Below are 21,023 nucleotides of genomic sequence, written 5' to 3'. Positions count from 1 at the left end.
CACCCATAGAGTCCGAGAAGCCGGAAATCGACTTCTCGTCAGATCTTCTCGCAAAAAAAAAGAAGCCCATGAATCATAAATCCATAGGCTTCTTTTCGCATATTATTTGATTGTAATGTTGGTTACGAGCCTATTAACGCCTTTAAGCTGTATAAGATTGCCTTCCTTGAATAAGGCAAGGTTGCCGGAAATCGTGACACCAGAGGATACCTGATAGATCGTTGTTTGTTCCACACCATTAATGGTTTGAGTAATGGAAATCGTGGCAAGTTCACCTTGGGCATTGAGGGTGGTTCCTTTTAACTTTCCTAAAAGATCGAATGGTAGATTCGCATCAATCATTTTGGTGACTTCAATGTAAATGACTTTATTATCAGAGGTGCGGATATCGACTTCATCGCCTACTTTTAAATCAACAGCTCTGACCTTCACACCGTTCCTATAAACAACGACATCCGGATGAAGGGTGAATACAGTTGTAACTCCCGACTTCGTGAGCTTCAGTTCATTGTTGCTCACCAAGGCGCTTACCGTGCCGTTGTTTGTAATGGGTTGAACCATTTTGGTCACTTCAATATAAATGACTTTATTTTCGGTCGTGCGAATATTGACTTCGTCTCCAACTTTCAAATCGGAAGCATTGACTTTCAACCCATTGCGATAGACGATAACATCCGAGTGAAGTATTAACTCAAATGTAACACCTGACTTCTGAAGCTTAAGCACATTATTGCTGACAACTGCGCTAACTGTCCCGCTATTCGTAATGGCTTGTGCCGTTTGCGTTACTTCAATAAAAATGACTTTATTGTCGGATGTGCGAACATTCACCTCATCGCCAACCAGCAGGGAGGCAGCAGTAACTTTCACGCCATTCCGATAAATGACCACATCTGGATGCAGGGTGTATGAAGTTGTAACGCCTGCTTTCGTAAGCTTAAGCACATTGTTACTAACGGTCGCGCTAATCGTACCGCTGCTTGAAATAGGTACAATCGATTTAGTGACTTCGATGTAGATGATCTTATTATCCGAAGTACGAATGTTAACTTCATCACCAACTTTTAGGTCATACGCACTCACTTTAATGCCATTACGATAAACGACGACATCCGGATGAAGCGGTAGCGTAGAGGTAGCTCCAGCCTTCGTTAGCGTCAATGTATTATTCGTAACTGCCGCACTTACGGTGCCGCTGTAGATAATTGATTGTACGGCATTGGTCACTTCGATGAAGACAATTTGACCATTAAATGTGCGTACTTTCACTACGTCCCCTACCTGTAAAGCAGATGCGTTTACTTTAGCCCCGTTCCGATAAATGAAAACGTCTGGATGCAGAGGATAGGTTGATGTTGTGCCTGAACTCGTAATACTAAGCGTGTTGTTGGTCACAACACTACTTACAGTTCCATTTATCGTGTTATTCCCTTGCTCTGGCAATTGACCGCCCGTACGATCGAGCAAAGCTGCGAGCTGAGCCCGTGTTACCGGTTGATTAGGCCTAAACGTGTTGTCTTCGAAACCATCGATCAAACCTTTCTCGATGGCAACAGCTACATAACCCACAGCGCCTGCAGGAATTTGTTTCGCATCTTTAAATGGCAGTGTCGTGTTCATTTTGGCTTTCGCTTGAGCTTCCAACTTCAAAGCTTTAACTAAAAGTGTCGTCGCCCAAAGCCGGTCGCCTTCCTTTTGAGGCTGAACCATGTCATCATTTTCCGAGAATAAATCATTTTCTAAAGCTACAGCTACATAACCGACAGCCCAAGAAGGAACTTTATCCGCATCTTTAAAATTCAAATGAGTGCTCATTTCTGCTGCTGATTCTGCTTGGCTGCGAAATCCCATCAAACGAACGGCTGCCGTAATCGCTTCGATTCGGGAAACCGTATTATGAGGCTTAAAGGTACCATCCTCATACCCTTCAAACACACGTTTCGATGCTAAGCTCGCGATATAGCGTATCGCCCATTCTGCCGATTGCAAATCGTCAAAGGTGAGATGTATCTGAACCTTACTGTCATCTTTTTTATTTCCATTGTCTTTGGCTAATACTGCTGTGCCGCTTCCCATGATCATAACGAAAGCAAGTCCTGTCGCGATTACTTTTTTGAACGTCACGCTTTACACACTCTCCTTCTTTATTTGAATACTACATGTATCAAAAGAATTCGTTTCATTGGTTATTTTTAGGAGGGTAGCCTTTTATTTTCCATTGAAATTTTTTCCTTTACCCATCCAATAAAATGATCAAGTAATCTTTAACCACTTTAGCATACGAGATGTAAATAAACTGTCATATTCTGTCCCGCTGGCGATGACCTTCACAATATGCTATGTTGGAAGAAATTGTGAGCAAGGGAGCGAAGGCAATGACGGAAATTGCGCTGGATCTATCTCATTTTCATCCCGTTCTGAGGGCTTGGTTTACTTCTCGTTTCGGTGAACCTACGGATGTTCAGAAGATGGCTTGGAAACAAATAAATTCTGGCACACACACGCTCATCTCTTCCCCAACAGGCTCAGGTAAAACACTGGCAGCTTTACTGCCTTGTTTGGACGGAGTTATTAAAAAGAAACAAGAACTTGAGGACATTTATACAGCCGGTGTTCGCGTCCTTGTCGTGACACCACTCAAAGCGCTGAATAACGATATTCATGATCATTTGATTCATTTTATGGCAGAAATTGAGGAGACCGCTTCCTCTTTCGAAAAGGAAACCGCCTGGCGGGGACTCACGATTGGGGTTCGTACGGGCGATACCAAACAAAGCACTCGGGCATCGATGCTGAAGCAGCCGCCAGATCTTCTGGTGACTACGCCAGAATCGTTGTATTTACTGCTTACTTCCCCGCGCGCGAGAGAAATGCTTAAGAGCGTGGAACAAATCGTCGTCGACGAAATCCACGATCTGGCAGCGGACAAGCGCGGTATGCACTTGTCGCTCACGCTGGAACGGCTGAACGCGTGGTGCGGGCGATCCGTCCAGCGGATCGGCGTGTCTGCCACGCAAAAGCCTATCGAGCGGGTCGCTCGTTATCTTGGCGGCTGGGAAGCTGAACAGCCGCGGCATGTAGCCATTATCGAGAGCAAAGCCGAGAAGCAGTACGCCCTTCAGGTGACGATGCCGGAACCTGCGCGGGCTGGGGCTGATCAAGAGGCGATATGGACGCCTCTTGTCGAGCACCTGCTGCAGCTCATGGAAGGCTGCAGCACCGTGCTTATCTTCGCCAATAGCCGCAGGCTTTGCGAACGTTTGACCCTGCGACTCAATGACCATGTCGGTCATGAGATCGCGAAGAGCCACCACGGCAGCGTCGCCCGCGAGAAGCGGCTCGAGGTCGAGCGCTTGCTCAAGGCCGGCGAGCTTCGCTGCCTGGTTGCCACGTCGTCGCTGGAGCTCGGCATCGACGTCGGCCATGTCGATCTGGTGATCCAGATCGACTCGCCTTTCACCGCTGCCGCAGGCATCCAGCGGATTGGCCGGGCCGGCCACGCCGTCGGCAGCGTCAGCCGCGGCGTGCTGCTTGCGCGCAGCCGCAGTCTGCTGCCGGAGCTGGCCGTGCTCAGCCGGCGGATCGCGGCGCGCGACATCGAGGCCATCCGCATCCCGCGGGGCAGCCTCGATGTTCTCGCGCAGCAGCTCGTCGCCATGGCAGCCATGGGCGACGAGCTCGATGTGCCGCGCCTAGAGCGCCTGCTCTCGCAGAGCGACTCCTTCCGCGAGCTGCCGCGCGAGCGCTGGCTCGCGATGCTCGAGGTGCTCGCAGGGCTTTACCCCTTCGTGCGTCCGCTCATCGCATGGGATCGTGAAACCGGCCGCTTAGAACGGTTGGCGGCCACACAGATGGCCGCGCTTACCGGCGCGGGCACAATCCCTCAGAGCACGGCATATCCCGTGCATCATAATGACACCGGACTTCACCTCGGTGAGCTGGATGAAGAGTTCATCCACGAATCGTCTGTCGGCGACGCGTTTCAATTGGGAACGGCTTCTTGGCGTATCGTCCGCAAGCGTCCAGAACGCATTTATGTTCAGGAAGCCGACAACCGTTACAGCGAAGTCCCCTTCTGGCGCGGGGAATCCGGCGGAAAATCCTTTGAGCTTGGCGTTCAAACAGGTCAATTATGGCGAGAGCTGCGTGATCGTTTGCAGCCGCTTCCTCATACACAAGCTGATCTCGACGTCCAGGAATGGCTCATGGAGCATTTCTACTTTGATTCGGAGGCTAGCCATGCTCTTATCGGTCTCGTTCGCAATCAAATTGCTGTAAATACGGTGCCAACTGACACAACCGTTGTCATCGAAACTTTTGCAGATGAAAATAATCAAACCCATTATATTTTGCACAGCCTATTTGGTCGCAAGCTCAACCGCACTTGGTTAATGGCGATCGATAAGCATCTTAAACAAATAGGGCAAACCGCCCTCTATACGAATGCGAAAGACAATGGCATCGAGCTTATTTTCCCAAGCTTCCAAGAATCGATTATACATGCCATCATGTCCATCTCTTCTACAGAAGCGGAACAGTTCGTCATTGAGTCTGTAGCCGAATCCGGCATGTTCGGAGCAGCATTTCAGCGACTAGCGGAAACATCTTTGCTTCTTTCTCGCAGCTTCACTCGTATGCCTGCTTGGATAAAGCGAATGCGTGGGCAAGAACTCATGAAGGAAGCTCTTCCCTTCAAAGAACGTTTTCCTTTGTTTCAAGAAGCTATGCGAGAATGCCTGGAGGAACATGTCGATATTCAGCATCTTCAGCGCATTTTAGAAGCTATTCATACAGGAAGTATTCAATTTGCCGTTCATCGCAACCATTTTCCATCGCCGCTCGCTGGACAATTCAAGTTCGACTACGTGTCGCAGAAATTATATGAATCCGATGCGTTAACGCAGGATCTGCAGGTTGAATTACTTGGCTTTAGCCGTCAAATGGCTGCCGATATTTTCGGATCCGAGGCGATCCGCAGCACCGTTAGCCCTCAAGTCATTGAGGCAGAAGAACACAAGCTCGCCCTGACCGATGAACCTCTAACCTCTGCACAAGAGGTATTTCGTTATTTGAAGGAACGCGGCGATTCCTCTTTGTCTGAACTCGTCAAGGCTAGTTCATCATCTGAAACAACTGTCACATCATGGATCCATGATCTTATCGGGCAAGGTAAAGCAGCAACAGCCTTCTTTACGAAAGAGACCCGATATATTTGCCGGGATGAATTAGAGTTCTATGCTTCACTTTCGGATTCTATGGTTGCCAGATCGTTCGTGTTTCAAAGATTTGCCGATGGCAGGCTTTCTTTCAAAACAGCTGATTTGGCTGCTCATTTTGAGGTAGAACCTGCCATCGCAGCCGATTGGGTTCAGAGCTCCCTTCAAGCTGGTATGCTATCTATCGCACCTTTTGCCGATCCAGAAATCGAAGAGCTGTGGACGAGCAGCAAGGTAGCTTCACGATTAATTCGTCTGTCCCTTCAGTCTTATCGACGTAGTGGCGAGACCGTATCTCCACTCACCTATTTGACGCATATGCCGCTTAGACGCAAACTCGCAGATCGAACTGACGTTCCTGGTATGGAGCATCTTCGCGAAATAATAGATGATTTGCAAGGCTTCTTCCTGCCTGTCTCACTCTGGGAGTCTGTCTTATTTCCGACGCGTCAGCTTTCGTACCGCAAACAGGACTTAGACACCCTATGTTCTTCAGGTCAAATTGTCTGGATAGGCCGCAAAGAGCCCGACGAAAAGGAAGGGCGCATTGCCTTCTTTTTGGCAGAAAGCAGCTCTCTGTATGAGCCCTGCCTCACTGTAGCCAACCAAAGAGCAGCCTCACACCCCGAGCTCCTTAGACTTTTGCAAGAAAAAGGAGCTATCTTTCTGAGCAAACTAGGAATTGAAACCGGGCGAGCTCCATCTTCTTTGTTGGAGGATTTACTGCAATTAGTGTGGGATGGACAGGCTGCTAACGACCAATTCGCTCCGCTTCGCTTACATGCCGCAGGAGCTTCTAAGAAACCTGATAAATTCCAGTCAGGCCTTGGTCGTTGGTATCCTCTCGATTCGCTGCTAAGCCCTGCCTTCGATAAGCAATCGTCCGCCATGCAGTGGACACATCATCTGCTGGAGCGTTATGGCATCATCACCAAAGATCTCGTCTCTGCTCTGTGTCCGTTTCCATGGGAAGCCATTCAGACAGCGCTCCGTCAGTTGGAAGAGTGGGGACTTGTTGTCCGGGGGCTATTCATTACCGATTTACATGCTCTGCAGTTCGCTTCCAAAGAATTCATCACTCTCCTGTACCAACAAACAGGTAACGCTTCTGCGAGTCAACATAAATTCACGCTATTAAGTGCTGTTGATCCGGCTAATCCCTTTGGACTGATTGTCCCATGGCCCGAGGTTTCGAACCTTTCATTTTCACGCAAAAGCGGCAACTACTTAGCCCTCAAAGGCAGTGAGTGGTTGTATTGGATCGAAAATAATGGCAAGCGGATTTATCATATCGCACCTAAGGCGAATCAAAACGACGATCAGATAACCATCGTCCACGAATTAAAAAGTATGTTTCGCCAGTTCCTTAAACAACATCAACTACGTAAAATCGTCATCGAAACCTGGAACGGTGTACGTATCTCAGAAGCGCCCGAACAGGAATATTTAAAACTTCTAGGCGCAGAAAAAGACCGCACCAACTTAGTTCTTTGGCCAAGCCAACTAAGCTGAGTGCGGTCTACTCGACACGCTCCACTTTCACTGCGCATATTTTAAACTCCGGCATCCGACTCGTGGGATCCAGCGCATCATTCGTTAATACATTAATCGAGTGCTCATCACCCCAATGAAAGGGCACAAACACCGTGCGAGGCTGAATGCCTTCGGTTACTTTGACGTCGAAAATCAAGGATCCACGGCGGCTCGTTAAGCGTACCTTGTTATCCATTCCCAGTCCAATTCGCTTAGCCAGCCAAGGATGGATCTCGGCGACTGGAACGGGAGCCTTCTTGTTTAATGCTTCCGTACGGCGCGTTTGTACGCCGCTTAAATAATGATTCGCCAGCCGCCCCGTTGTCAACACGAAGGGATAATCCGAATCAATGGGTTCTGCCGGCATTTTCGGCTGAATACCGAACAACCTGGCTTTGCCATCGGAATGATTGAAATGATTCTCAAATAATAGCGGCGTTCCCGGATGATTAGGAGCTGGACAAGGCCAGAATATGCCCTTCTCCTCCTGAAGACGCTCATACGTAATGCCGCTGTAATCGGCTTTCCCACCAGCCGTAGCAGCTGCTAACTCGCGAAACACATCTTCAATACCCGCATATTGAAAGTAGGCTCCCCGGCCTAGCGCATCCGCAAGCTGACAAATAATGTGGAAATCAAGTCTGCTGTTTCCCGGAAGCTCCATCGCTTTCTGGCGGTGAAACACGCGTCCTTCCAAATTGGTCATCGTACCCTCTGCTTCCGCAAAGGATGACCCTGGCAGCAAATAATGGGCATAACGAGCTGTTTCGGTTTCGAACATGTCAACGACAACAAGCAAATCCAGCTTCTGCAGCGCCCGCTCCACCATTCGGTTATTCGGACTGGATACGAGCGGATTCGATCCGAGGACGATTAAGGCTTTGATCTCACCTTCATCTATCTTTTGCAGCAGTTCATAAGCAGAAACCCCTTTACCCGGCAGTTCGCTCGGATCGATGCCCCATACCTTGGCAACATGCTCACGCGCAGCTGGGTCTTCGATTAGCCGATAGCCCGGCAGTTGGTCCGCCTTTTGCCCATGCTCGCGTCCGCCTTGCCCGTTCGCTTGGCCCGTTACGGCGCCATAGCCGCAGCCTTTACGCCCTATTTTGCCGGTGATCAAGGCTAAATTAATGTAATTCAGCGTGTTCTCTACCCCGTTCACTTGCTGTTCCAAGCCTCGTGCTGTGAGCACAATCCCTGTCTCCGCCTTCGCGAATCCACGAGCTATCGTACGAATTACGGCTTCTAGAACGCCGGTTAGCTCCTCCACTCTCTCTGGGGTGAAAGGCTTAACGGCCTCCTTCAATTGTTCAAACCCAACCGTACGTTCTTCGATGAATCGATTGTGAACGAGTTTCTCCTCCACCATGACATGTAGGAGTCCGTTTATAAATACAGAGTCGAATCCCGGTTGAAGTCGAACATGGATATCCGCTACCTTCGAAGTCATCGTATTACGCGGATCAATCGTAACGATCACTGCGCCTTTTTTCTTCGCTTCAAGTAAATAAGGCATCATCGTCGGCTGACATTCCGCAATATTCGTTCCTGCAAGAATGAGATATTTCGCATTTGGAATTTCGGTTAGAGGCATTGTCATCCCGCGATCGATCCCGAAAGCCTGATTACTGGCTGCGGCCGCTGAGGACATACAGTATCTACCGTTATAATCAATGTATTTGGACCTTAGTGCTACTCGGGTAAACTTACCAAGTAAGTAACTAACTTCATTCGTAAGTGAGCCTCCGCCATACACCCCAATAACATCAGGGCCATATGTCGCTTGAAGTCCTTGAATCCGTTCAGCAATGTCTGCAAACGCTTGGTCCCAAGAGACAGTTCGCCACCACCGTGGCTCACCAAGCTCCCTAGACAATGGCTCAAGTATCCGATCGGCATGAAGCACATGATCCAGTGCATTCAATCCTTTCTGACAAAGACGGCTAGTCGCCACAGGAAAGTTCGGGCTTGGTTTAATCGTGAGACCTGACGTCTTCTCACTCGGCATAATCTCCAATCCGCACTGCATGCTGCAAAAGCAGCAATGGGAGGAGGGTTGTTCTTTAAGTAAAGTCAATAGTGCTGATTTCAACGCACCCCACCCCCGATGATAAAGCTCTCTATGAAATCTCCATGTATCTGAATGTGCCTATGCGGTCAATAAAGCGTTAGCAGGCTAATTCTTTGTTTATCGGAAATCCAATAAATACCGTTCCATCATGAACTTTCGTTGAATACGTTCGTACACAGCCCGTATCCGGAGCTTGAACAAGACCAGAAGGGAGATGAATCTTGCGATCATGCATCGGACAGAAGACGTGGTCATCACATACAATTCCTTCTGCAAGGACGCCCTCTTTATGCGGACAGCGGTTCTGGATGGCTTGAAGCTTGCCGCTTTTCAGCTTGAATAGTGCTACCTCTTCGCCTTGATACCGAATTGTTTTTCCTGTGTTAACAGCTAAATCATCATAAGAAACGGCCTGCACCCAAATCATTTGCTCTTCTTGTGTTTTCATAGTCTGCTCCTCCCGACTTTCCTCTTTTTCTAGTTAAGCTCTACAACTTCATAAAGGTCACGTTGAATTTTTTTGCTATCAATCGCTTGTTTCCAAGGGTCCTTCGTCACAGAAAGCGCTAGATCCATACGAGCACACAATTGTTTGCGCTCTTCCTCATTCTCCACCACATCACGAATATGCTCGATACCAAGTCGGTGCACCCACTCGCTTGTGCGTTCACCATATTTACCCGTTTCACGATAGTACTGCAGGTAAGCTTCTGTATATTCAATAATGTCTTGCTCCGTCTTAACAGTAGTCAGGAGGTCACCCACGCGCACCTTCACACCGCCATTTCCTCCGGCATAAAGCTCCCAACCGCCATCAACCGAAACGACGCCTAAATCTTTGATCCCTGATTCCGCACAATTTCGAGGACATCCAGATACAGCTAGCTTCACTTTGGCAGGTGTGTTCAAGCGTTCAAAACGTTTCTCAAGCTCTATACCTACGCCCATCGCGTCACCCGTGCCGAATCGGCAGAAAGTTTCTCCCACACACGTTTTTACCGTCCGTAAGGCTTTACCGTAAGCATAACCAGAAGGCATATCCAAGGCTTCCCACATCGCGGTAAGATCTTCTTTCTTCACACCTAGTAAGTCTAAACGCTGTCCACCTGTAAACTTCACAGTAGGAACATTAAACTGCTCGGCTACTTCTGCAATTCGCTTCAATTCCGTAGGATTTGTTACACCGCCATATATCCGTGGAACAACCGAATACGTACCATCCTTCTGAATGTTGGCATGCATACGCTCATTTACAAACCGTGAAGTACTATCGTCCTTATAAGTCTCAGGGCTTACCATGCCTAAGTAATAGTTGAGCGCAGGGCGGCATTTCGAGCAGCCTTCTTCATTTTTCCAGCCAAGAACGTTCATCACTTCACGCACATGGGATAACCCTTTTTCACGAATCGCTGTAACGACTTCATCCCGTGTATGGTCTGTACAAGCGCATATTGTCTCTTTGGCAGCATTCTTATCATAGGAAGCCCCTAGTGTAAATGCCAACAAGTCACTCACCAGTGGTTTACAACCGCCGCAAGAACGAGAAGCTGTCGTACAATTTTTCACTTCATCTACTGTCGTTAATCCTTGATCCTTGATCGCTGAACAAATCGTTCCTTTTGTAACGCCGTTGCAACCGCATATGATGGCATCGTCTTTCATGTCAGCAACTCCTGATGACGCTCCACCGCTTCCACTTGAGCCATCCGTCAATATCGCCGTTTTCCCCATGCCGCTAATATCTGTTTCTTCCCGAATCATTTGCATCAATCGCGTACCATCCGCTGTATCTCCGAAAAGAACGGCACCGATGATTTTATTGTCTTTAATCACAACTTTCTTATATACACCGGTGAACTCATCATGAATGCGAATCGCTTTCGTACCTTCCGCATCACCGAACTTTCCGCCTGAAAATACATCAACACCAGATACTTTAAGCTTCGTATAAAGGATAGATCCTTCATAAGGACCCGTTTCCACGCCTGCCAAATGTTTAGCAAGCACAGCACCTTGCTCGTAAAGCGGTGCTACCAATCCATAAGCAATACCTCGATGCATCGCGCATTCCCCAACCGCATAGATATTGGGAACGCTCGTTTGCAAATAATCAGTCACGACGATGCCAGGATTGCACTCAACGCCAGCCTTTTTCGCAAGTTCAACATTGGGACGAATCCCAACAGCCATAACGATAAGATCAGCCTCAGCAACAGTACCATCTTTGAATTTTAAACCAGTTACACGCTTGCCGCCCACGATTTCTGCGGATTGCTTCTCGAGCAAGAAGTTGATACCTTGCTCTTCAAGCGCTGCTTGCAGCATTTTGGACGCTGTTCGATCCAGCTGACGCTCCATAATTGTATCTACAATATGAACAACATCAACCTTCATACCTAAGTTAAGGAAACCTCTCGCCGCTTCTAATCCTAATAAGCCGCCACCGATCACGATCGCTTTTTTATACTTTTTAGCGGACTCGATCATAATTTCACAATCCCGAATGGTTCGGTATGCCATAACCCCTTCTTTATCAGCGCCAGGCATTGGAATCATAAAGGGGTTAGACCCTGTGGCCAAAATTAATTTATCATAAGATACCGTCAGTCCTTTATCACTCGTTACGGTTTGAGCTGTTGTATCGATGTCTATAATGGTTTGGTTGGTATGCAAGGTGATGTGGTTATTCGCATACCATTCATATGGATGAATGACGATGTCCTCTACTTTGGAATCACCCGCAAGTACGTAGGACAACAAGATTCGGTTATAGTTCGGATGCGGTTCACTGCCAAAAATCGTAACCTCATATTTATCAGGTGTAAGTTTAAGTAAATGTTCAACAGCGTTAACGCCCGCCATTCCATTTCCGACCAGGACCAACTTCTCTTTCTTGACTGTCATTGTGATCATCCTTCCCATCCGTTTACTATTAAAAGGTGCATTTTTGCTGAAAAAAGGGCCATTCGGGAGCTCACGCCCCCAAATGACAAATTGGGATATGGAGCTTGAGAAGTTCGATTTGAACTTCCAAAGACGGTAAGCAAGTAAACGTCTTTGCGCATGCAGCCTGGATACTCAAGCTGCATGAGCAAAGGCTTTACTTTTATGCCGCTGGCCACACGACCAGCGGCTTGAAGCTGTTACTTAAGCATGCACACTATCCATAGAAGCTGGAGCTACCTTCACTTTGCCGCCTTCACCGATCCAAGTGCGTTTCCATTGACCTTGCACAATGGCGATCAACAAGAGACATGTAATCGCAATCGCACTTAAAATTAGGAATCCTGGAGTAAAAGAACCTGTCGTTAGTTTCAAGTTACCGAGAATCTTGGGTAAGAAGTATCCGCCCAAGCCGCCTGCTGCTCCAACGATTCCAGTTATAACACCAATTTCCGTCTTGAAACGCTGCGGAACAAGTTGGAAAACGGATCCATTCCCCATACCGAAAGCCATCATGGCGATGAAGAGCATAATCGTAGTTAAGGAAAGTGATGGCAGTGTGGAGATGCCAGCCATCATCAAAGCGACAACACCGTACAAGACCATTAACATCCGAATGCCGCCAATTTTGTCTGCCAGCCAGCCGCCTACTGGTCGGAAGAAGCTGCCGCCGATTACGCATAAAGTTGTAAAATCTGCTGCACGAACCGGAGAGAGACCGTATTGGGAATTAAAGAATATGGTCAAGTAAGAGGCCATTCCGACGAATCCGCCAAACGTTACACTATATAAAATACAGAACAACCAGGAATCTTTCTGTTTCAATACTTTGCCGTATTCCGCAATCGTTTTCGGCGCAGGTTTATTCGGGCTATCCTTTGCCAGTACACTAAAGATGATTAAGGTTAACGCAATCGGAATCATCGCAATACCGAAAACAACATGCCAATCTCCATAATGCTGCGCTATTCGGTTTGCAAATAAGGTAGCGAAGATCGTTCCACTATTGCCTGCCCCTGCAATTCCCATCGCTAAACCTTGATACTGCGGCGGGTACCAGCTGCTAGCAAGTGGTAATGCTGCCGCAAAACTTGCTCCTGCAATACCCAGCATTAGAGCAACGAAGTACATATCCCCCATCGTGTTTGCAAACTGCCAACCCCAGAATAAAGGTACTAAGGTTAACGTTAGTCCGATTTGTCCTGTAAGCTTAGGACCTATCTTATCTGTCAGAACACCCAATACCAATCTAAGTACGGCTCCACCCAAGGTAGGCAAAGCAACGAGATTCGCTTTTTCAGCAGCATTTAGATGAAAATCATTAGCGAGAATAACCGCTAGCGGCCCAAGAAGAACCCAAACCATGAAGCTCATGTCAAAATATAAGAATGAACTGAACAATGACCCTTTGTGCCCCACTTGCATAAAACTTTTCCGATCAACCATGCTTTCCCTCTCCTTTTGTGAGGCTTTTCGCCTTCTTTTTTCCTACCCAGACATGTTTGACTATTCTTTGACAGAAAAGGCCGACAAACATACCCCAACATGTGTGTGGGATGCTTATCGGCCTCTTTGCCACTGCTGCCACATCATCGTGAACAGCATGTTAGATGATTTTCTGTAAATAGAACATAAATAGCCTATCCGGTTACGTATTTGTAAGGGGATAGGCGCCATTGCCTTCGTTAGTGGCACATCATTGTGCCAGTTTCTAATTTGATTATAGTATGACATCCGAGTCGTGTCAATAAACATAACACAAAAATTTTATATGTGAGATTCCCTCTGCCATATCGACAAAATTTAAGGTCATATGCTATAGTAATGCCGTATAATAAATCATTTCATCAAGAAAACCTTACATGAAGTTACCATTTGGTAAGAAGCTATCCATGATAGGAGGTATTCAAATGTTACAATCATTTATACTGATCGACGAGTTTAAACCAACTCGCTCAGCTACCTCCTCCTCGTCGTCGACTACCGAGCTGAATGTTACGGATAACGAAAAGGAGTCCTTGCCTGAAGCAATGCTGAAGGATTTGGGATTTCGTATATATGCAGCATCTAATGAAAAAGAAATTTCATTTATGATTCCCAAGGTCGATGCGGTATTATTATCCGTAGGCCCTGATCAAGTAGAGCCATGGCGCTCCCGTGTGCTTGCTCATCGCAGCCTCCCCCTTTTCTGGTGGTGTGATGCTCGCACTTTCCCTTCTAATGAATGTAGAATGGATGCGGGTATTGATGGTTTAATCGGTTCTGCGATGAGTCCTCTAGAAATTCACTGTGCACTGCTCCTTGGTGTGAATCATTACTTTAGGCGAACTGAATGGCATCAAGAGCGCGAACAGCTTCTCTCCAAACTGGAGGAACGCAAATGGGTCGATCAAGCGAAGCGAATCTTATGTGAAATCAAGGGCATCTCCGAAGCGGAAGCTTATGATTTTCTGCGTAAACAAGCCATGAATGAACGTAAACGTATGGTAGACGTCGCTACCTCCATCGTCAAGGTATATCAAATACTAAAGGATCAGAATCAAGGAGGTCGCAAACGATGATATCATTATTAAAAGAAGTAGGACGAGGAAAGCGCGGAGCCAGAGATCTTACCTATGAAGAGGCTTCCCAAGCAGCGGAGCTCATTCTAACCGGAGCCGCAACACAGGCTCAAATGGGTGCTTTTCTCGTTGCAGAACGCATTAAAATGGAATCCCCTGAAGAGTTGAAGGCCTTCATCGATGCTTTGCGCCAGCGCGTTAATACTTATCCAATACCCGGCAGCATGGATTGTGCCGGACCTTATGATGGACGCTCGCGTACGTTCATCGCGACTTTACCGACCGCGTTCGTTCTCGCGGCCTGCGGACTTCCCACTACGCTGCACGGCAGCCCAAGCATGCCGCCAAAATGGGGCATTACGCTGTCCGACGTGCTAGCAGCTCTTGATGTACCCGCGCTTGACGCGTCACGCGAAGCGCTCATATCAGCTGCAGCGCGAACTGGCTTCCTGTTCGCACCAACGGAGAGCTGGTGTGCACCGCTCGGAGAGCTGCGCGAACTGCGCAAGGAACTCGGGCTGCGGACCGTGTTCAACACAGCAGAGAAACTGCTGCGCTTTACGGAAGCACCCTTCATGGCTGTCGGCGTGTTTCATGGTACTGTGTTCGAGAAAATCACCAATTTATTAATCGAATTGGGCGTCTCTCGCGGTATTGTTTTGCAAGGCATGGAAGGCTCCGAAGACCTTTCCGTTGACAAGCGCACACGGACATACCTTATTCAAGAGGGTTCCAGTGAATTATTCATTGTTGATCCAGAGATTTACGAATTAATGGTCGAAGTGCCGGAGATGGAATGGACGGCTCAGCTGCAAGCTGAAACGGCATTATCCGTTCTTCGCGGAGATGCCGAGCTCCCCTACTTGAATATGGTTTTACTGAACAGCGCTGTGCGTCTATGGGTTTCCCAGAAAGCTGGGTCCATTGAAGAAGGTATTTATTTGGCCCGACATGCGATTGAGCAAGGGGCTGCCCTACAAAAATTCACCGAGTGGACGGAAGCGATTAAGCCCGTATCTGCAACCTAATTTTATACTTATAAAAAAAGAGCCCCAAAGGGCTCTTTTTTCATTTTCATTTTCCAATAAACTGCTGGGTAAACATTTTACCGCACGGACCGCCGTTTACGATGCCGATCCCAATATGGGTGTAATCTTTGCTAAGAATATTCGCTTTGTGTCCTGCAGAATTCATCAGCGCCTCATGAGCCGCTTGGACACTTTGATTGCAAGCAATATTCTCTCCCGCCGCGTTATACGTAATACCGAATTTCTGCATCATATCGAATGGCGAGCCATACGTCGGTGAGTCGTGGGAGAAGTAGTTGTTATCGACCATATCTTGACTTTTAAGCCTAGCCGTTTTGGTAAGGGCCGGGTCGACAGCTAGTGGCGAAAGCCCCACAGCAGCACGCTCCTTATTAACCAAATCCAGCATTTGCTTCTCCTCCACCGTTAATTCCGTAGTCGATGGAACTTGCGGCTTAGGTGTAGGCTTAGGTGTAGTTGGCGGAGGAGCTGGTGTTGGTGGTGTCGGCTTCTTGGGAATTTTTAAATTACCATAAGCCCACAGGATGGATTGCAGCGTTTGATCATCTACATTCCCAGTCACAGGAAGGCCATATCTGCTTTGAAACGCTTTAACACCTAATGAAGTTTGATTACCATAGTAGCCCGTAATTGGTCCACTATAGTAGCCAAGTGACTTCAGCATCCCTTGCACCGCATAGACATCAGGTCCCTTTGCCCCTTTACCATAGGCAAAAGCGGTGGTTGTGGATGAGCAGAACAATGCGATACAGATTAGAATAATCCAGACATGCTTTTTTTTACCCTGTAACATGCGTTTACGTTCACTCCCCGTCGTCTTCAGTATCATTCGTCGCACAGTGGACGATAGCATTAGAATGACCAAATTCACGACTATTATCCATAATAATGAAATATGGGTTGGATGCCGTTATTTTCAATAAGCACTCGTACGCTCGCCCAGCTGGATGTTGTTTCTTCGATATTCACTTGGCGTAACTCCTAGATACTTTTTAAAGATACGGTTAAAGGAACTCATGGTTTGATAGCCTGCTTGAAGCGCAATATCTTGAATTTTCATATCCGTTTGCAGAAGCAAATGAACGGCTTGCTTGATGCGGAATTCATTAACGAAGTCAACGAAGTTGGTTCCTGTTTTTTCCTTAAAATAAGTGGATAAATAACCGCCAGTAATATTAAGTTTTCCTGCTATTAGATCCAATGTGATGTCTTCCGAGTAATGGTCTTGCAAATAGTCCACTATAAAGCTCACGATCAGGTCGTGTTCTTCCTTTTTCAACCGGATCAACCGACCTGCTTCGTTCAGTATCATCTCGAAATATTGTTCCAATTCCTGGGTGGTATGCATGAGCCGGATCGATTTCGCCGAACTCGCCACTTGGTTTGTTTCCAGATTCAGAGAGTTTAGCATTCGCTGGACTTTATCTGTGATTTCCTCCGCAAACCGATAGAAAACAGGCGTGCTCACCTCTTTCTTTTTCATTTGCTTAAGAACCCGACGCAGCGTTTGTAGGACCAGGGTATCGTTTCCTTCCTGCAGGTTGACGTTGATTTCCTGTTCCATGGTACCTGGGAGCAAGAAAGACTCCTCTTTCACGTCCTCGTCATATAAAATCCTTGTCTCATCGTCAAATGGGCGATGTTTGATCAATTTCACGACTTGTTCATAGGCAGAAGTCTGCTCAGAAGAGTGTTCATATAAATCACTAACGGCTATTGTGAAAAAAAAGTAGTCCTTATCGGTTGCCAGAACATGCTTAATCGTATTTAAAACTTCCATCCACTGTTGAGTCTGATCGTTGATATACACAATAGACAATATTTGATCCGTTTCGATTTGAAAGGTATGGGCATCATTCAATTCTTTGCCCATCGCTTGATTGACATACTCCCTAATATAATAGGTGGCGCGTTCCTTTTCTTCGCTTATATCCTGAGAGAACTGCATTTTGAACGTTAGTTGAAACAAGATAAAGCGAAACGGCTGGTTCATTTCATCGGAAGCATGGATCTCATTGGGATCACCATGGATACGTTTTAAACGGTTCATGTAACCATAATAACGTAGAAGTGATGTTTTTTTCTCCAAGTTCATGTGGGCATCCTGATTCGATTTCAACATAAAACCAATATTTTCTTTAATCAGGTCAAATTCGTTCGTGTGTTTGGCGAGCGTATTTTTTTCGTTAAAATGCCGAATCGAATCTACTATTTTTTTAACCGGATTGTTAAACCTCATGCTAAAAAAGATGGACACTGCAATGCTGATTAGGACCGAAATGACGAGAAGCGCAATCAGCGTCATATTCAAATGGAATATCTGGGACGAAATCGCGGCATCCGGGACAATATTGACGTACGTAAATCCAGTGACCTCCCCTTTTTTATAAAAATAGTAATTGCCGTTTTCCTTGATCCAATCTTTACCTGGTTCCAAAACCGGAAGCTGATGCCGACTGGTTGAATCGGACGAGAACAAAGGATGCCCTTGATTGTCCAACATGTAAAAGTTATCGTTGATCGATTGATGGAACGCCTTGTATAACCTATTGGTATCGATAAAGGCAAGCATCATATAGTCGGGATAAAAATCGCTTTTTATCATTAAAGGAAAAACAAGGCCGGTTTGCGACACGGGACTAAGATTAGGCGCCTCGGTAAAGGTAGCTGCCGGATACATTTTGAAATAGACTTTTTGAGCAAATTCCCGTTTCCAGAAGTCATAGGTGTAGCCGGGATTCGTATAGAGTTGGGAGAATATCGCTTCTGGACTTGCTCCTCTTGCTTTTTCGAGAATAAGTGAATGTTTGATATCGTACACAAACAAGTTATTTAAATAGAAACGGGGATTAGAGACCGTGTTTCGCAGATCATCAATCACATGATTAGCGGCGACATAATCGATGGATGCTGAATCTGAATCCCGTAGGTTTTTGTTCAAGTACAAATTGACAATGATGCTGTTCAGCAGTTGAAAATATTCTTCAAAGTCGTGAGTCGTATTGGACATGTTGGTATCGTTATATTTAATCAGTTCGTCACGTACGCTCTGTCTGAAAAATGTGAGTGAAAATAAATTAAACGAGACAAACAGGAGGATGATCACTAGGAAGCTTATCAGCAATTTGAAAAATATAGAGCGGGTATTGAGTTTCAACTGTCGTATTCTTCGCATGTTCTTGAATCCTCCTTCGGAATAAGAGTGATTATTTTATTGAAAATTGTGCTTTTTTACAGATTTTTCGAAGAAATGATGGGTAATGAAAATTTTATGGATAGTCTCTTCTCATCTTTCTGATTAGTATGGGTCATATAGCAACAACGACTAATGGTCCCGTAGCTCGACGTTATTCCAGCACCTATCATCTAGTTGAAAACGGTTACACCTACCTACGTGATCTTTTTATAGTACATAAATACAAGGGGGAAGACAATGGAAATAATCACAGAAAATAGAATTGTGAAGAAGAAAAACAAATCGCTCGCAACCAGACTATGGAAAGAGAAATATTTGTATCTGCTCCTTCTGCCGGGACTTGCTTATTTCATTATTTATCGCTACGTTCCTATGCTGGGCAATATTATCGCCTTTCAGGATTTCAGTGCATTTAAAGGATTTCTTCATAGCGATTGGGTTGGGATGAAACATTTTAAGAAGATTTTTGAAGATAGCGAAGTGATCCGTGTCATCTGGAACACGCTTTACTTGTCCTTTTTGCAGATTGTTTTTGCCTTCCCTTTTTCTATTCTGTTATCACTTATGCTAAATGAACTACGCAGCGAGAAGCTGAAGCGCATTATTCAATCCATCATTTATTTGCCTCACTTTCTATCATGGGTTGTGGTCGTTGGAATTGCAACGGTATTTCTCAAATCAGAAGGGATTGCGAATCAACTATTATCTCATGTATTTGGGATGCAGCCGATTCCCTTTCTGCAGGAGCCAGGCTGGTTCATGCCCTTGATCGTCTTGGAAGTGATCTGGAAAGAATCTGGCTGGGGTACGATTATTTTCCTCGCGGCCTTGTCTGCTGTGAACCCAAGCTTGTACGAAGCGGCTGTTGTCGACGGTGCAAGTCGCCTTAGACAGATTTGGCATATTACGCTGCCGGCTATTCGCAGCACGATTGTCATTTTGTTAATTTTACGACTCGGGAGCGTCCTCGATGTTGGTTTTGAGCAAATCTTTTTGATGATTAATCCGTTTAACAGAGAAATGGGCAATGTGCTGGATACGTTCGTTTACTACAAAGGTATCGAACAATCAGACTTTAGCTTTGCGACTGCGGTAGGTCTATTCAAATCGTTTGTTGGCTTGATCTTGATTGTTGGGGCAAACCGTTTGGCGAAGCGATTCGGTGAAGAAGGCGTCTTTTAATCGTTAGAAAGGGAGGTCAAGGGAATGAATTCATATTTAAGTTGGCGAAGTAAGTCGATGAATGCGCTCAATGCGTTTATACTTATTGTGATTAGTTTGATCATGCTGTTTCCGTTTTATTATATGATTGTTACTTCATTTACGTCTTACGCTGAATTTGTACAAAAGGAATTACAGCTGTTTCCGAAGACATGGGTGCTCGATGCTTACAATTACATTTTTGAATCCAAAGCGTTTGTCCGTTCGATTGGCGTTACCGTCTTCGTAACGATCATTGGTTCATTGATAAGTCTACTGCTGACTTCCATGATGGCTTATGCGCTGTCGCGTCAAATATGGGGCCAACGCTTTTATTTATTCCTTGTGCTGTTTACCTTTGTTTTCGGTGCAGGAATTATCCCAACCTACTTAGTGGTAAAAGCAACACACTTACTCAATTCTTATTGGGCGCTTATCATTCCGGGTGCGATCAACTCGTTCAATCTGATCGTGATGAGGCAGTTTTTCATGGGTATCCCTCAAGATTTATCGGAAGCGGCTTACATGGATGGTGCAAATGATTTACAAATTTTTTCCCGCATTATCATCCCGCTTTCTAAGCCGGCTCTCGCGGCATTTGGCTTGTTTTATGCGGTAAGCAACTGGAACACTTATTTCTCTGCACTAATCTATATTAGTGATCCAGCCAAATGGACCGTACAGGTCATATTGCGCCAAATCGTCATTTTGGAGCAAGCTTCAGGGACACTTTCTGATGGTCACCTAATGGGATTGGCTCAAAACCCGCCCCCCGCCGAGACGATTGGCATGGCTGCTGTCCTGCTCGCAACAATCCCGATTTTACTTGTCTATCCGTTTCTGCAAAAGCATTTTGCGAAAGGGGTGATGTTGGGATCCGTGAAAGGATAAGAGAGTACCGATTACATATCCATGAGAGCAGCGGTACTATGTCAAGACCTTAATTGGAAAAAATCTTGAAGAACCGTAACTTTTTTAGGGGGTGAGCCTAAAAAAGGCCGCACGAAACTAAACCCACCCTATTTTGGTTATATGGAAATATTTTCTAATTTCCAAAATAATAGGTGGAATGGTTGAGTAAGGTTATGTCATTTCTGTTGTCGGATCACCTCCTTGGGTTCGTAGAGTCGGTTGGTTCGAAGCAGATAGTCGACCAACCGCACCAATTTACGAGCTGTAAGCGCAAGGGCACGTTTTTCGGCGTATTTGGCCGGCTCCGCTTTCTTAAGGCTATAGTACTGCGCAAATACC

At 46.3% G+C, this 21,023-nt stretch carries 12 protein-coding genes and 1 pseudogene; 5 read left to right on the top strand and 8 right to left on the bottom strand.

From position 1 onward, the window contains the following. Positions 1–102: 102 nt before the first annotated feature. Entirely contained in the window at positions 103–2,124 is a 2,022-nt protein-coding gene (locus G519_RS48425) for an S-layer homology domain-containing protein (protein WP_064743426.1), read from the bottom strand. 251 nt (positions 2,125–2,375) lie between these two features. Between G519_RS48425 and G519_RS0110345 the strand changes: the two genes are divergently transcribed. After that, entirely contained in the window at positions 2,376–6,728 is a 4,353-nt protein-coding gene (locus G519_RS0110345) for a DEAD/DEAH box helicase (RefSeq protein ID WP_029194614.1), read from the top strand. Between the two features lie 7 nt (positions 6,729–6,735). Here G519_RS0110345 and G519_RS42555 read toward each other — a convergent pair whose 3' ends face one another. From G519_RS42555 to G519_RS42550, 4 genes are all read right to left on the bottom strand, one after another. Continuing rightward, positions 6,736–8,844: a molybdopterin oxidoreductase family protein gene (locus tag G519_RS42555; RefSeq protein WP_051253308.1), complete on the bottom strand. Its 2,109-nt coding sequence runs from the start codon at positions 8,842–8,844 to the stop codon at positions 6,736–6,738. Positions 8,845–8,920: 76 nt separating this feature from the next. Beyond that, complete coding sequence (gene nirD, locus G519_RS0110335; protein ID WP_064743424.1) at positions 8,921–9,271, bottom strand: nitrite reductase small subunit NirD; 351 nt, start codon at positions 9,269–9,271, stop codon at positions 8,921–8,923. A gap of 29 nt (positions 9,272–9,300) precedes the next feature. Continuing rightward, positions 9,301–11,727 carry a nitrite reductase large subunit NirB gene (nirB, locus tag G519_RS0110330; RefSeq protein WP_036632610.1) on the bottom strand — a complete coding sequence of 809 codons (2,427 nt, stop codon included), beginning with the start codon at positions 11,725–11,727 and terminating at the stop codon, positions 9,301–9,303. Between the two features lie 243 nt (positions 11,728–11,970). Then, positions 11,971–13,212 carry a nitrate/nitrite transporter gene (locus tag G519_RS42550; protein WP_036632608.1) on the bottom strand — a complete coding sequence of 414 codons (1,242 nt, stop codon included), beginning with the start codon at positions 13,210–13,212 and terminating at the stop codon, positions 11,971–11,973. 464 nt (positions 13,213–13,676) lie between these two features. On the opposite strand from G519_RS42550, the gene G519_RS42545 reads away from it, so the two are divergent. Both G519_RS42545 and G519_RS0110315 read left to right on the top strand, forming a co-directional pair. Continuing rightward, positions 13,677–14,327, top strand: coding sequence for an ANTAR domain-containing response regulator (locus G519_RS42545; protein WP_051253307.1), 651 nt, complete (start codon positions 13,677–13,679; stop codon positions 14,325–14,327). Then, positions 14,324–15,355, top strand: a complete 1,032-nt coding sequence (locus G519_RS0110315) for an anthranilate phosphoribosyltransferase (RefSeq protein ID WP_029194611.1) — start codon at positions 14,324–14,326, stop codon at positions 15,353–15,355. Before G519_RS42545 ends, G519_RS0110315 begins: the two co-directional genes overlap by 4 nt. Before the next feature lie 46 nt (positions 15,356–15,401). Here G519_RS0110315 and G519_RS0110310 read toward each other — a convergent pair whose 3' ends face one another. Both G519_RS0110310 and G519_RS0110305 read right to left on the bottom strand, forming a co-directional pair. After that, a complete protein-coding gene (locus tag G519_RS0110310; RefSeq protein WP_029194610.1) occupies positions 15,402–16,169 on the bottom strand; it encodes a peptidoglycan-binding protein in 768 nt (255 codons plus the stop codon). Between the two features lie 123 nt (positions 16,170–16,292). Further along, complete coding sequence (locus G519_RS0110305) at positions 16,293–18,551, bottom strand: helix-turn-helix domain-containing protein (RefSeq protein WP_029194609.1); 2,259 nt, start codon at positions 18,549–18,551, stop codon at positions 16,293–16,295. Between the two features lie 258 nt (positions 18,552–18,809). Between G519_RS0110305 and G519_RS0110300 the strand changes: the two genes are divergently transcribed. Together G519_RS0110300 and G519_RS0110295 are read left to right on the top strand one after the other, a co-directional pair. Next, on the top strand, positions 18,810–19,754 hold the full coding sequence (locus G519_RS0110300; RefSeq protein ID WP_051253306.1) for an ABC transporter permease: 945 nt from the start codon (positions 18,810–18,812) through the stop codon (positions 19,752–19,754). A gap of 24 nt (positions 19,755–19,778) precedes the next feature. After that, complete coding sequence (locus G519_RS0110295; protein WP_029194607.1) at positions 19,779–20,663, top strand: carbohydrate ABC transporter permease; 885 nt, start codon at positions 19,779–19,781, stop codon at positions 20,661–20,663. Between the two features lie 197 nt (positions 20,664–20,860). Here G519_RS0110295 and G519_RS53890 read toward each other — a convergent pair. Next, positions 20,861–21,023: pseudogene (locus G519_RS53890) on the bottom strand (IS110 family transposase); the annotation flags it as partial.

It is taken from the genome of Paenibacillus alginolyticus DSM 5050 = NBRC 15375, from assembly GCF_000422905.1.
Taxonomy (GTDB): Bacteria; Bacillota; Bacilli; order Paenibacillales; family NBRC-103111; genus Paenibacillus_E; species Paenibacillus_E alginolyticus.
Note: the sequence above shows the minus strand (reverse complement) of the source record. Positions and strands in the feature narration are given on the sequence as shown.

What these genes read in the sequence shown, in the direction of transcription:
- G519_RS0110345 (WP_029194614.1), top strand. Translation starts at nt 2,376, where the DNA reads ATGACGGAAATTGCGCTGGATCTATCTCATTTTCATCCCGTTCTGAGG.
- nirD (WP_064743424.1), bottom strand. Translation starts at nt 9,271, where the DNA reads ATGAAAACACAAGAAGAGCAAATGATTTGGGTGCAGGCCGTTTCTTAT.
- nirB (WP_036632610.1), bottom strand. Translation starts at nt 11,727, where the DNA reads ATGACAGTCAAGAAAGAGAAGTTGGTCCTGGTCGGAAATGGAATGGCG.
- G519_RS42550 (WP_036632608.1), bottom strand. Translation starts at nt 13,212, where the DNA reads ATGGTTGATCGGAAAAGTTTTATGCAAGTGGGGCACAAAGGGTCATTG.
- G519_RS42545 (WP_051253307.1), top strand. Translation starts at nt 13,677, where the DNA reads ATGTTACAATCATTTATACTGATCGACGAGTTTAAACCAACTCGCTCA.
- G519_RS0110315 (WP_029194611.1), top strand. Translation starts at nt 14,324, where the DNA reads ATGATATCATTATTAAAAGAAGTAGGACGAGGAAAGCGCGGAGCCAGA.
- G519_RS0110310 (WP_029194610.1), bottom strand. Translation starts at nt 16,169, where the DNA reads ATGTTACAGGGTAAAAAAAAGCATGTCTGGATTATTCTAATCTGTATC.
- G519_RS0110305 (WP_029194609.1), bottom strand. Translation starts at nt 18,551, where the DNA reads ATGCGAAGAATACGACAGTTGAAACTCAATACCCGCTCTATATTTTTC.
- G519_RS0110300 (WP_051253306.1), top strand. Translation starts at nt 18,810, where the DNA reads ATGGAAATAATCACAGAAAATAGAATTGTGAAGAAGAAAAACAAATCG.
- G519_RS0110295 (WP_029194607.1), top strand. Translation starts at nt 19,779, where the DNA reads ATGAATTCATATTTAAGTTGGCGAAGTAAGTCGATGAATGCGCTCAAT.